General features: G+C 50.7%; 8 protein-coding genes and 1 pseudogene. 6 read left to right on the top strand and 3 right to left on the bottom strand.

Going from position 1 to position 13,301, the window contains the following annotated elements:
- Nucleotides 1-408 precede the first annotated feature (408 nt).
- From LDL70_RS09025 to LDL70_RS09010, 4 genes and pseudogenes are all read left to right on the top strand, one after another.
- On the top strand, nucleotides 409-1,392 hold the full coding sequence (locus tag LDL70_RS09025; protein WP_022710968.1) for an RluA family pseudouridine synthase: 984 nt from the start codon (nucleotides 409-411) through the stop codon (nucleotides 1,390-1,392).
- A gap of 139 nt (nucleotides 1,393-1,531) precedes the next feature.
- Nucleotides 1,532-2,392: pseudogene (locus tag LDL70_RS09020) on the top strand (DMT family transporter); the annotation flags it as partial.
- A gap of 65 nt (nucleotides 2,393-2,457) precedes the next feature.
- Entirely contained in the window at nucleotides 2,458-3,111 is a 654-nt protein-coding gene (locus LDL70_RS09015; protein ID WP_225684894.1) for an HAD-IA family hydrolase, read from the top strand.
- 41 nt (nucleotides 3,112-3,152) lie between these two features.
- Nucleotides 3,153-3,953 (top strand): ATP12 family chaperone protein, encoded by an 801-nt coding sequence (locus tag LDL70_RS09010; protein ID WP_225684893.1) that lies wholly within the window; start codon nucleotides 3,153-3,155, stop codon nucleotides 3,951-3,953.
- Between the two features lie 177 nt (nucleotides 3,954-4,130).
- Here the strand turns inward: LDL70_RS09010 and glnA are convergent, their stop codons facing one another.
- Both glnA and LDL70_RS09000 read right to left on the bottom strand, forming a co-directional pair.
- The gene (glnA, locus tag LDL70_RS09005) at nucleotides 4,131-5,540 is read right to left on the bottom strand and encodes a type I glutamate--ammonia ligase (RefSeq protein WP_225684892.1); all 1,410 of its coding nucleotides are present in this window, start codon (nucleotides 5,538-5,540) and stop codon (nucleotides 4,131-4,133) included.
- A gap of 66 nt (nucleotides 5,541-5,606) precedes the next feature.
- The gene (locus tag LDL70_RS09000; RefSeq protein ID WP_028233793.1) at nucleotides 5,607-5,945 is read right to left on the bottom strand and encodes a P-II family nitrogen regulator; all 339 of its coding nucleotides are present in this window, start codon (nucleotides 5,943-5,945) and stop codon (nucleotides 5,607-5,609) included.
- Nucleotides 5,946-6,322: 377 nt separating this feature from the next.
- Between LDL70_RS09000 and LDL70_RS08995 the strand changes: the two genes are divergently transcribed.
- Nucleotides 6,323-7,882: an NAD(P)H-hydrate dehydratase gene (locus LDL70_RS08995; RefSeq protein WP_225684891.1), complete on the top strand. Its 1,560-nt coding sequence runs from the start codon at nucleotides 6,323-6,325 to the stop codon at nucleotides 7,880-7,882.
- A gap of 86 nt (nucleotides 7,883-7,968) precedes the next feature.
- On the opposite strand, the gene uvrA is transcribed toward LDL70_RS08995, so the two are convergent.
- Complete coding sequence (uvrA, locus tag LDL70_RS08990; RefSeq protein WP_225684890.1) at nucleotides 7,969-10,890, bottom strand: excinuclease ABC subunit UvrA; 2,922 nt, start codon at nucleotides 10,888-10,890, stop codon at nucleotides 7,969-7,971.
- A gap of 1,281 nt (nucleotides 10,891-12,171) precedes the next feature.
- Here uvrA and LDL70_RS08985 point away from each other — a divergent pair.
- Complete coding sequence (locus LDL70_RS08985) at nucleotides 12,172-13,287, top strand: P1 family peptidase (protein ID WP_225684889.1); 1,116 nt, start codon at nucleotides 12,172-12,174, stop codon at nucleotides 13,285-13,287.
- Nucleotides 13,288-13,301: the final 14 nt, after the last annotated feature.

The raw sequence follows: 13,301 nt of genomic DNA, 5'->3' as shown, positions 1-13,301 counted from the left end.
CCTGAAACTGCAATGGAAATTGGTGTTCATAAGTGGCAATTTAAGTGCGAAACCGACCATAAATTACAACGGATTGTAACCTGCTGTGATAGTTTTATGTAACATGCTGAAAATGCATGGTTTTATAGAATGTTCAGAAAGTTTAATGGATTTAAATATTCGGTGAGAATCCGGTGCCAGAGAGCTTATTCTTAAGTGTTTTTGCGCTTTACGGTTACAGACGGGGGCAGGTCGCCTTTAAGCATGAGTCCGTGCAGAAAACATGTTCTGAACAGTTCCTGTGTCATCTAATGTTTCCATTTGGCTGCGAAATGCTCTAGGAGCATATTTCAGAGTATATTGGCTGCACGGAAGACATTGCATTTGTCGCCGTGATTGTGCCCCGAATTTTAGCGGAATAAACAGAATATGGCTGGCGTAGAACTTAAAACTGTAGATGCAGACGAAACAGGCATGCGCCTTGATCGCTGGTTCAAAGTGCATTTTCCGGGCTTGGGCTTCGGGCATTTGCAAAAGCTGCTGCGCTCCGGCCAGATCCGCGTGGATGGCGGGCGGGTGAAAGCGGACAGCCGTTTGCAGGCAGGGCAGTCCGTGCGTGTTCCGCCGCTGGGTCTCGATGAAAAAGAAGACAACACTCCGCTGACCGGCAAGACCATCCGCAATCAGGGTGATGGCGATGTTCTCAAAAAAATGCTGATTTTTGAGAATGAGAAGGTTTATGTGTTTAATAAACCATCCGGTCTGGCCGTGCAGGGCGGTTCTGGTGTGGTGCGTAGCGTCGATTCGATGCTGGAAGCATGGCGCAATAAAAAAGGCGAAAAGCCGCGTCTGGTGCACCGTCTTGACCGCGATACATCAGGCGTTCTGGTCGTGGCGAAAACCCGTGGTGCCGCACAGGCGCTGACCAAGGCTTTCCGTGAGCGCGACACCAAGAAAACTTATTGGGCTCTGGTGAAGGGTGTACCGCGCAAGCGCGAGAACAAAATCTCCACATGGCTGGTAAAAGACAGCACGCCGGATGGTGACCGTATGCGCGTTTGCCAGCATGGTGAGCCGGATTCCGATCACGCTGTATCGTTCTACCGCGTGCTGGAAACAGCCGGTCAGAACCTGTCCTGGCTGGAAATGGAGCCTTATACCGGCCGTACCCACCAGTTGCGCGTACATGCGCAATATCTTGGTCATCCGATTATCGGCGATCCGAAATATTTTGAAGCTGATATCAACTGGGATTTCCCGGGCGGTGTGCAGAACCGCCTGCATCTTCATGCGCGCCGTATCCGCATTCCTAATCCGGGTGGCGGTATGATTGATGTTTCTGCGCCTTTGCCGCCGCATATGGTGCAGTCGTGGAACCTGCTTGGTTTCGATGCGGATGCGGAACAGGACTGATAGTTGATTGTATGTTCCGCCGCATAACAGGCCGGAATGTGTTTGAAGCGGGGATGAAATGGGCAGGGCAGCAGGGAGCGCGGCGTCGGCAACAGGACGGCTGGTGACAGGTTATGAACGCCGCGCGACGATAGATACAATGGGCGTGGCGCTGATGCTGTTTATCTGCGTCAGCTGGGGGATGAATCAGGTTGCCATTAAAATCGGCAATCAGGGCTTCAACCCGATGTATATGGCCGCTGCGCGCTCTTTCGTTGGCGGCTTTCTCGTTTTCCTCTGGTGCCGTTTTCGCGGTATTGCCCTGTTTGAAAAAGATAAAACGCTTATTCCCGGTCTGGTGATCGGGCTGCTGTTCGGTCTGGAATTTGTTCTGATTTTTGCGGGGCTGGATTTCACCAGTGCCGGACGCTCCACGCTGATGATGAATACTATGCCGTTCTGGGTGGCAATTGGTGCGCATTTTCTGCTGGGCGAGCGGATGCGGGTACTCACCGTCGTCGGAATGATTGTTGCATTCGGCGGTGTGGTGCTGGTTCTCTCGGATGAATTGTCGATGCCCGGCGAGAATGCCATTTACGGCGATATTCTCTGTCTGATTTCCAGCGTGTTCTGGGCGGCGACGACACTGGTTATCAAGAAGACACCGCTGAGCGACGCTGCACCGGAAAAAACTTTGCTCTATCAGTTGCTTATTGCGGCGATTGTACCTTTGCCTTTTGCGCCGATGCTGGGGGATGCGGTTCGTGATCCGACTATGCTGACCTATGCGGCTTTTGTGTTTCAGTCGGCCTTTATTGTCGCCTTTACCTATCCGCTGTGGTTCTGGATGATCCGTCGTTATCCTGCTTCGGCCCTGTCGAATTTCGCATTGCTGATCCCTGCCTTCGGGGTGATGCTGAGCGGACTGGTGCTGGGTGAGCCTATGAGCTGGAAGCTATTTGCAGCGCTGGGCCTGATCGCAGGCGGATTATTTATTGCCAATTATGCGCAGCGTATCGCGGTGCGCAAAGCAGCGCAGCAATTTGATACGGATTTGGCAAAAACTATGCAGGAAAAAGCCTCACTATGAAACTGGTGCTGTTTGATTGTGACGGAACGCTGGTGAATAGCGGCGGCGTTATTCATCGTTGTATGGCCGAGACTTTTGCGAGTGCAGGTCTGCGCGTTCCGGAACTAAGCGAGACACAGGAAATTATCGGCTTGACGCTCAATCTGGCGATTTCGCAGATTTCCGGTATTCCTATGGGCGCTGAGGTTGAGCATCTGACCGAGCAATATAAGCAGCAATTTCGTAAAATCCGGCTGGAGCATGATTTTGACGAGCCGCTTTATGACGGTATTACCGAATTGATTGATGCTCTGGCGCAGCAGGATGATATTCTGTTGGGCATGGTGACAGGAAAATCCCGCCGTGGCGTGATCTCGGTGATGGAACGCCATGGTTTCGACCGGAATTTTCTTGTATCCCGCTGCGCAGATGATTGTCCGTCCAAGCCGCATCCGGCAATGGTGCTGGAATGTTGCCATGAGACGGGTTGCGATGTGTCGCAGACCTTTGTAATCGGTGATACGACTTACGATATGATGATGGCAGGCAGTGCCGGTGCTACAGCAATCGGTGTAAATTGGGGCTATCATAAACCGGACAGATTAAGTGAAGCGGGTGCCGCAACTATATTGCATCATCCGTCGGATTTGTTGGGTCAGCTTGCCCGCTGATGGCGTGGTGAGATTTTGAACCGAAATATTTAGGAAATAAAATGCGCAATATTCTTGAAGATATCGAACAGGCACGGCTCGATCATGAGGCGATGCTGTCTGATCCTGATCCGGTTATCCGCGCACAAAAGCAGATGCTGACGCCATTGCCGAAGCGTTTCTATAAGGACGTGACTGTCGGTGCCTATGAAGCCGGTGGTTTTGCCATATTGCTGGATGGCAAGCTGGTCAATACGCCGCTGCGAAACAAGCTGGTTCTGCCAACGGAAGCTGCTGCGCAGATCGTGGCAGAAGAATTTGCCCGTCAGGATACACATATTAATCCGGCAGATATGCCGGCAACCCGTCTGGTCAATACGGCGATTGATGGTGTTGCTGCGGAAACGCAGGCGGTGCTGGAAGAAATTCTGCGCTTCGCCGGTACTGATCTGCTGTGCTATCGCGCAGACAGCCCGAAAGAGCTGGTTGACCGCCAGCGTGAACATTGGGATCCGCTGCTTGATTGGGCCGCGACACTCGGTGCGAATTTCGAGGTTACAGAAGGCCTGATGCATGTGGCGCAGCCGCGTGAAGCACTGGCTGCTTTCGGCGCGCATCTGCGTATGGTTTCTGATCCTGTTGCGCTGGCTGCTCTGCATGTGATGACCACACTTTGCGGCTCGGCAATCACCGGTCTGGCATTGTTTAAGGGTGCCATCAATGTGGATACGGCATGGAAGGTCGCCCATGTCGATGAAGACTGGACGATTGAACAATGGGGTGAGGATGAAGAGGCGCAGGCACGCCGTGCATGGCGGGAGCGGGAAATCCGTGCAGCTGATGCGCTGGTGCGTGCACTCTAATCAATGCTGAAATTGCTATGAATTTAAGCCGCGCCGGTTTGTCCGCCGCGGCTTTTCATATCGATAAATATAAAATAATCAGCATCTTACATGGATCGCCTGCCAATTAGATTCATTGATTGTCAGGCAAATAAAAAACCCCGCCATTGGCGGGGTTTCTTGTTTCGGGAGGATGTATCAGCAGGAGTAATACATATCGAATTCAACCGGATGCGGAGCCATTTCAAAGCGCATGACTTCCTGCATTTTCAGCTCAATGAAGCTGTCGATCTGATCGTCGCTGAACACATCGCCAGCTTTGAGAAAGGCACGGTCTTTGTCGAGGCTCTGGAGCGCTTCACGAAGCGAGCCGCAAACGGTAGGAATTTTTTTCAGTTCTTTAGCTGGCAGATCATAGAGATCTTTATCCACTGCCTGACCCGGATGAATCTTGTTTTTGATACCGTCAAGACCAGCCATCAGAATGGCAGCAAAGCAATAGTAAGGGTTTGCTGTCGGATCAGGGAAGCGGACTTCCAGACGCTTTGATTTTGGCGAATTGCCAAATGGAATACGGCAGGAAGCTGAACGGTTGCGGGCGGAATAGGCCAGCAGAACAGGCGCTTCATAACCCGGAACCAGACGCTTATAAGAGTTGGTCGAAGGGTTGGTGAAGGCATTCAGTGCTTTGGCATGTTTGATCACGCCGCCGATGAAGAACAGGCAGCTTTCTGACAGACCGGCATATTCATTACCGGCGAAAGTCGGCTTGCCGTCTTTCCAGATCGATACGTGAACATGCATGCCCGAACCATTGTCACCGAAGATTGGCTTCGGCATGAAGGTTGCGGTCTTGCCATAGGCATTTGCAGTCTGGTGAACGACATATTTGAAGAGCTGCATCTTGTCGGCATTAGCGACGAGCGTGTCGAATTTCACGCCGAGTTCGTGCTGAGCGGCTGCAACTTCATGGTGATGCTTTTCAACGGTTACGCCCATTTCGGACAGAACTGTGAGCATTTCCGAGCGCATATCCTGACAGCTGTCGATTGGCGGAACAGGGAAATAGCCGCCTTTAACGCGCGGACGGTGACCCATATTGCCGGTTTCGTAGTCGGTGTCATCATTTGATGGCAGTTCGCTGGAATCCAGCTTGAAACCGGTGTTGTAAGGGTCGTTTTTGTATTTTACATCATCGAAGATGAAGAATTCAGCTTCCGGGCCGATGAAAACAGTGTCGCCGATGCCAAGCGATTTCACATAGGCTTCTGCTTTCTTGGCAGTGCCGCGCGGATCGCGGTTGTAATTTTCGCCGGTAACAGGATCGAGAATATCGCAAAGCAGAACCAGAGTGGACGCTGCAAAGAACGGATCCATGTGTGCGGAAGCCGGATCAGGCATCAGAACCATGTCGGATTCATTGATGGCTTTCCAGCCGCCGATGGAGGAGGCGTCGAACATAACACCGTCGGTGAACATGTCTTCATCAACCATGCCCACATCCATAGTCACATGGTGCAGCTTGCCTTTAGGGTCAGTAAAACGCAGGTCAACGAATTTTACGTCGTTGTCAGAGATCAGTTTCAGAATGTCATGGGCGGTCGTCATATGCATTTTCCTATTGAACGACGTTAAACTGAGAAAATTTGTCCGGCAAAACCGGTGACTTACATATCAGATAGCATCAGGGCCGGTTTCGCCGGTACGGATGCGGATCACTTCTTCAACGCTGGAGATAAAGATTTTACCATCGCCGATACGGCCGGTTTGTGCGGCTTTGCGGATGGCTTCTACCGCTGCGTCCACTGCATCATCGGCAAGCACGACTTCGATTTTTACCTTTGGCAGAAAATCGACAACATATTCCGCGCCGCGATACAGTTCAGTGTGGCCTTTTTGACGGCCGAAACCCTTAGCTTCCAGAACGGTGATACCTTGCAGGCCGACGTCCTGAAGTGCTTCTTTGACTTCATCAAGTTTGAAAGGCTTAATGATAGCTTCGATTTTTTTCATCAGAATGCTGCCTCCGTTTATTTCTGAGCCTTACATGGCCTTGAAATATCATAAGCATAAATCGTGCCAAAATCTGTGAATTTATAATCTGACGGGTAAAATTTTATAGTTTTTTATGGGCAGGCAGAATTTTAATTGGCAACTTTTGCTGCAGCTTGTTGAAATGTTTGGTTTATTTTTAAATGATGCCGAAAGGTGAATTTCAGCTGAGGCAAAGAATGTGCAGAAATTTCAGGCAAGGCCGCATCTGCGTTGCCTTTGCATGAAAAAATGGCAGTGATAAATATGATTGCCGGATTATGATTGCCTAAAATTTAGGCATTGTGCGTTTTTAATAGGCATGTGTGAAGCAGTAAGCGTTCTTACAGGAGCCTGATATGGAATTATTGACGCCGGAAGAGATGGGGCAGGCTGACCGGATTACCATTGCGGGTGGTATTGCAGGCTATCATCTGATGCAGCGCGCCGGACAGGCGGTGCTTGAGGAGATTGTCAGATTTTGGCCTGATGCCTGTTCTGTCGCTGTGCTTTGTGGTTCCGGCAATAATGGCGGCGATGGCTATGTCGTTGCAAAGCTGCTGCGGACTGTGGGCATATCTGTGGCTTGCTTTTATACGGAACAACCCAAAACGAACAGTGATGCGGCTCTTGCCTATGCTGACTATGTGTCTTTGGGCGGGCAGGTTCTGCCGCTTCATCATTTTATACCTGAAGATTATTCGCTGGTTGTGGACGCTTTGCTCGGTGCGGGGCTGGTGCGTGATGTAAGCGGAGAGCTGACAACTTGTATCACAAGGCTGAACATGTCCGGTATATCTGTCTGTGCGATTGATCTGCCAAGCGGTGTATCTGGACTGGACGGGCAGATTAAAGGCGCTGCTGTGCAGGCGCAGCACACGGTTACGTTTTTTCGTAAGAAGCCCGGACATTTATTGCAGCCGGGACGTGAGTTATGCGGCGATGTCAGTGTTTGTAATATTGGCATTGAAGATACGGTGTTCGAAACAATACCGGTCAGGCTTTATGAAAATCTGCCGGAGCTCTGGCGTGATGTTCTGCCTGTTGCACAGATCAATGCCCATAAATTCACACGTGGCCATGTCGGGGTGTTTTCCGGCGGGATGATGTCCACCGGTGCTGCACGTCTGAGTGCTTCTGCAGCTGCGCGCACGGGGGCGGGGCTGGTGACAATGATTGCGCCTCCGGATGCATTGCCTGTTCATGCCGCACATCTGACGGGCACGATGCTGTATCCGTTAGGTGAAACTGTTGATGTTCTGAATTTTATCAGAACAAGAAAAGTCAAAACTGCGGTTCTGGGGCCTGCCTTTGGTGATCTGCTAAGAGCGCGGGATTTGGTCTGTGCATTAATGGCGGATAGTGCAGATGAAACCGGTTTGAAAACACTGGTTCTGGATGCTGATGGGATCACGGCATTTAAAGATCAGCCGCAAATACTGTTTGCTGCCGCAGAACGATCAGGCTGTTCGCTGGTGCTGACACCCCATGAGGGAGAGTTCCAGCGGTTATTCGGTGGGTTGGTTACGGATAGTCAGAGTAAAGTTGAGAAAGCGCGACAGGCTGCTCAGCTCAGCCATAGTGTAGTGATTTATAAAGGTGCGGATACGGTAGTTGCCGCACCGGATGGTCGTGCTGCAATTAACAGCAACGGTAATGCATTACTGGCAACTGCCGGTTCCGGTGATGTACTGACCGGTATTATTGCGGGGCTATGTGCGCAGGGTATGCCAGCCTTTGAAGCTGCCTGTGCGGCTGTGTGGATACATGCGGAAACTGCAAATTGTTTTGCTGAGGAAGCGCCGGTCGGTTTAATCGCCGAAGATATGCCTGACCTGATTGTACAAGTATGGGCAAGGCTTGAGAAATACGGCTTGCTCTCAAGTGACAGCATATCCCTGAAAAATGGGAAGCACTGAGATAAGAAAATCAGTTCACAGCGCTGATTTTCGTTCCCGTATCATTTAATAAAAACGCCGCCTATTTTATCAGGCGGCGTTTTTATTTATTCAGCTGCGAGTGTTTTGCCGTCAGGGCGACGTTCCAGCAGTTCTTTAAGGAAGTGGCCGGTATAAGAACGCGGTTCGGCGACGATATCTTCCGGACGACCGACGGCCACAATCTCACCACCGCCGTCACCGCCTTCAGGGCCGAGATCCAGCACCCAGTCCGCCGTTTTGATGACTTCGAGATTATGCTCGATAACAGCAACGGTGTTGCCCTGATCGACCAGTTCGTGCAGCACTTCCAGCAGTTTGGCAACGTCATGGAAATGCAGGCCGGTAGTGGGCTCATCAAGAATATACAGCGTCTTGCCGGTTGCGCGGCGTGATAGTTCCTTAGCGAGTTTAACGCGTTGGGCTTCACCGCCGGAGAGCGTGGTCGCCTGCTGGCCGATCTTGATATAGCCAAGACCGACGCGGTTCAGCGTTTCCATCTTGTCGCGGATACTTGGCACCGCAGCAAAGAATTCCACACCTTCTTCAACCGTCATATCAAGAACATCAGCGATGCTCTTGCCTTTAAACAGAACTTCCAGTGTTTCGCGGTTGTAGCGTTTGCCGTTACAGACATCACAAGTCACGTAAACATCAGGCAGGAAGTGCATTTCAATCTTGATAACACCGTCACCCTGACAAGCCTCGCAGCGCCCGCCTTTGACGTTGAATGAGAAGCGACCAGGCTGATAGCCACGTGCCTTTGCTTCCGGAAGACCGGCGAACCAGTCGCGGATTGGTGTGAATGCACCGGTATAAGTGGCCGGATTGGAGCGCGGCGTACGGCCAATCGGGGACTGATCAATATCAATCACTTTATCCAGCAGTTCCAAACCTTCAATCCGGTCGTGTTCTGCCGGATGTTCGCGGGAGCCCATGATTTTACGTGAGGCCGCTTTATACAGGGTTTCGATCAGGAAGGTGGACTTACCGCCACCGGATACGCCGGTTACTGCGGTAAATGTACCGAGCGGAATTTCACCGGTTACGTTCTTCAGATTATTGGCGCGGGCGCCGACAACTTTAATACGCTTGGACTTTGTAATCTTGCGGCGCTCCGCCGGAACCATAACCTGCATTGCACCGGACAGATATTTGCCGGTGATAGAATTTGGATTGTTTATCACTTCGGACGGTGTGCCCTTAGCAATAATCTGACCGCCATGAACACCGGCTGCCGGACCAATATCGACCACATAGTCCGCAGTGAGGATGGCATCCTCATCATGCTCAACCACAATTACGGTATTGCCGAGATCACGCAGATGACGCAGTGTGTCGAGCAAACGGGCATTGTCGCGCTGATGCAGACCAATGGATGGTTCATCCAGCACATAGAGAACGCCGGTCAGGCCTGAGCCGATCTGCGAAGCCAGACGGATACGCTGGCTTTCACCGCCGGAAAGCGTGCCGGAATTACGCGACAGTGACAGATAATCCAGCCCCACATCATTGAGGAAGCGCAGGCGCTCACGGATTTCTTTCAGAATACGGGCAGCAATTTCGTTCTGTTTATCATTGAACTGCTGGTCAATCGTGCTGAACCACTGATCTGCATTACGGATCGACATTTCCGTTAACTGACCGATATGCATCATGCCGACTTTAACCGCCAGTGCTTCCGGTTTCAGGCGATAGCCTGCACAGGAAGGACAAGGTGTGGCCGACATATAGCGCTCAATCTCTTCGCGCGACCAGTTGGAATCGGTTTCTTTCCAGCGCCGCTGCAGATTAGGAATAACACCTTCAAATGTCTTGGTTGTTTCGTAAGAGCGTGAGCCATCCTTATAAACAAAGGTAATTTCTTTGCCTTTTGTACCATGAAGCACAGCCTTTTGGGCATCTTCACTCAAATCCTGCCATTTATCGGTCAGCTTGAAACCATAGGCTTTGCCCAGTGCTTCCAATGTCTGATTGTAATATGGCGATGAGGATTTTGCCCAAGGTGCGATTGCACCGTCTTTCATACGCAGGGTTTCATCCGGCACAATCAGGTTCGGGTCAATGGCCTGCTGAGAGCCAAGACCGTCACAGGTCGGGCACGCACCAAACGGATTGTTGAAGGAGAACAGGCGCGGCTCAATCTCGGCAATGGTAAAGCCAGAAACAGGGCAAGCAAACTTCTCCGAGAACAGCACGCGCTCATGGGTGTCATTCTTGGATTTATTGGCGCTGTCTGCTGCGGTTGCTTCCGGTGGCAGCGGCCTATCCGCAAATTCTGCAATCGCCAGACCTTCGGCGAGTTGCAGACAGGTTTCCAGACTGTCGGCCAGACGCGAAGCCAGATCAGGACGCACCACAACGCGGTCAACCACCACATCAATATCGTGCTTGTATTTCTTATCCAGTGCCGGTGCGTCAGCTATTTCATAGAAAACACCGTCAATTTTGACACGCTGAAAGCCTTTTTTCTGCAGTTCAGCGAGTTCTTTGCGGTATTCACCCTTACGGCCGCGTACAATCGGCGCCATGATATAGAGGCGGGTGCCTTCTTCAAAAGCCATCACACGGTCAACCATCTGGCTGACTGTCTGGCTTTCAATCGGCAGGCCGGTGGCAGGGGAGTAAGGTACGCCAACGCGTGCATAGAGCAGGCGCAGATAGTCGTAAATCTCGGTAACAGTACCGACCGTTGAGCGCGGGTTGCGGCTGGTGGTTTTCTGCTCAATGGAAATAGCCGGTGACAGACCGTCAATCTGGTCAACATCCGGCTTTTGCATCATTTCCAGAAACTGGCGTGCATAGGCTGAAAGACTTTCGACATAACGGCGCTGACCTTCAGCATAAATCGTGTCGAAAGCGAGCGATGATTTACCGGAACCGGACAGACCGGTCATGACAATCAGCTTGTCGCGCGGCAGATCAATATCAATATTTTTCAGATTATGTTCGCGGGCGCCGCGAATGGAAATAAATTTTTGATCGCTCATCAGCATTGTGCCTGCGGTTGGTGCGTAACAATTTGGCCGGAAACAGGAGAATGGCAGGATTTACAATGCCTCAGCCGAAACTCAGACATTTATATAGGTGTGCTCTGCTCAAACTCAATATTGACCGGATTTGTACTCTGTTTTGCGGAACCGCGCTGCACCAATGACAGTCCAGCTGCTCTCCCGCAATTTTGCAAAAGGTTATAGAACAAAATATGAACTTAAGTCCAGTCAGATTTTGGTTGTAATCGCAGCAAAGCAGAATTTCTTGTCTAGAGCGGTTTACGTCCAGATTGGATCATAGTACTCGCTCTAGATTCTTTATTTGGTCGCATTATCACGGGCGTCAAGTTGATCCAACTTGACTGTGAAATGCTCTAAGTTCATCAAATGACGATGTAATATAATGTGAAAACCTATCAGTTGACGATGCGCTGTCCTGAGAGCACACTGAAATTGTCTTCAGCATCAGCGGAGGAAAGGGATGTAAAGTCCCGAACAGCTGAAGACGGGCGAAAGCCCAGACAGGAACTTATACTGTTCCGCGCGAAACAGGAGGAATATAAGGATGAGTCCACCTGACCATGCATGACGATATTGTATCGTCGAAAAATAATGTTTTTTCTGAAACTACCGGATTTCTGTAAGGACTATCTGTGAAGATAGTATGTATAGAAAGATCAATGACTATATTCACCGGTCTGTGTGCTTCGGCAGCAAATCGCAGAATATAGGATTTGCTGAAAGTGGTAAGGTTCTGAAAATTATAGCTGAATGCTATATCTGCGGTTCAGAGCCAGACTGTCACAAATGAAAGTTGAAGTGTGGTTTTATTGAAAGAGCAACAATTTATCATTTCTGCAGATAACCTGCCTTTAGGGCAGCTTTCTGAAAGCTTGTCGGCGAATGACTACCGACAAAATGGGATGAACCCCAATCAAAAGCCCTGCGCGCCAAAATAAGTGAGCGGCAGGGCATTTTTGTATCTTGCATAAACTTATTGCCGAGGCAGATGTGCCTCTATCCTTTCTCATCTTCTCTCCCAGCTTAGTAGTGATGCGATAAGCCTGCTGATAACGGCGGATGAAAGCAATTGCGCGGATAAATTTGCGGTGCTTATATGCCGGTGGTGGTATCGGGGAGCATGACGACATACCGCCACGGAGGGTTCTCAAAAATCAGGGCAAAGACGCTGTGTTTTTGCCTGAAGACAGTTTGCGACAGCGGCGGCTCCTGCTTCTGGCGGAATTGTTTTGATTGCAGAATATGGAAATAATTTTAATGACAAGCATATCGCATAAACCGCGCGCACGTGATCTCGGTATTCCGTTTACAGGCACAACCGGCCCGAATAATGCCATTACTGATGTTGAAGGCGTGACGGTCGGTTTTTCGACAATTATCGAGGGTGAGGGCAAGTTAGAGACCGGTAAAGGCCCTGCACGCACCGGCGTTACAGCCATTCTGCCACGGGGGAAGACATTCAATCCGGTTTTCTCCGGCTGGTATTCTCTCAACGGTAATGGCGAGATGACCGGCACAACATGGGTGGAGGAGAGCGGTTTTCTTGAGGGGCCGATAGCGATCACCAATACGCATAGCGTTGGCGTGGTGCGGGATTCTGTAGTGTCATGGCTGATTGATAATGATTTGACGGGGCCGCATTTCAAAGACCTTTACTGGCTGCTGCCGGTGGTAGCTGAAACATGGGACGGTATCCTGAACGATATCAACGGCATGCATGTGAAGAAAGAACATGTCTATGCCGCGCTGGATAATGCTGCTGGCGGTAGAATTGCAGAAGGTAATGTCGGCGGCGGCACCGGTATGAACCTGTTTCATTTTAAAGGCGGCACTGGCACATCCTCCCGTAAACTGAGCGATGAAGAGGGCGGTTATACTGTCGGCGTCTTGGTGCAGGGTAATTTCGGCAGACGGCAGGATCTGATGATTGCCGGTGTGCCGGTTGGTGAGGAAATTACCGAGCTGATGCAGGATACCTCATGGACGCGTGAGGAGAGCGGCTCGATTATCGTTGTCGTGGCAACGGATGCGCCGCTGCTGCCGCATCAGCTGAAACGGTTGGCACGTCGTGTGCCTGTTGGCATTGGTCGTGTCGGTGGTTTTGGAGCCAATGGCAGCGGTGATATTTTTATCGCTTTTTCAACGGCCAATCCTGATGCTTTCAGCCGCGAAGAAACCACACAAATGGAGATGGTTTCCAATAATAAAATGGATCCGCTCATTCAGGCTGCTGCTTTGGCAACCGAAGAGGCGATTATTAATGCGATGATTGCCGCAGAAACAATGAAAGGGCGCGACGATAATATCTCTTACGCGCTTCCGCATGACCGGCTTGTTGAAGTTATGAAGAAGTATAACAGACACTCTGAATGAAATTTGTGACCGGG

It is taken from the genome of Pseudochrobactrum sp. XF203 (assembly GCF_020341615.1).
Taxonomy (GTDB): Bacteria; Pseudomonadota; Alphaproteobacteria; order Rhizobiales; family Rhizobiaceae; genus Pseudochrobactrum; species Pseudochrobactrum saccharolyticum.
Note: the sequence above shows the minus strand (reverse complement) of the source record. Positions and strands in the feature narration are given on the sequence as shown.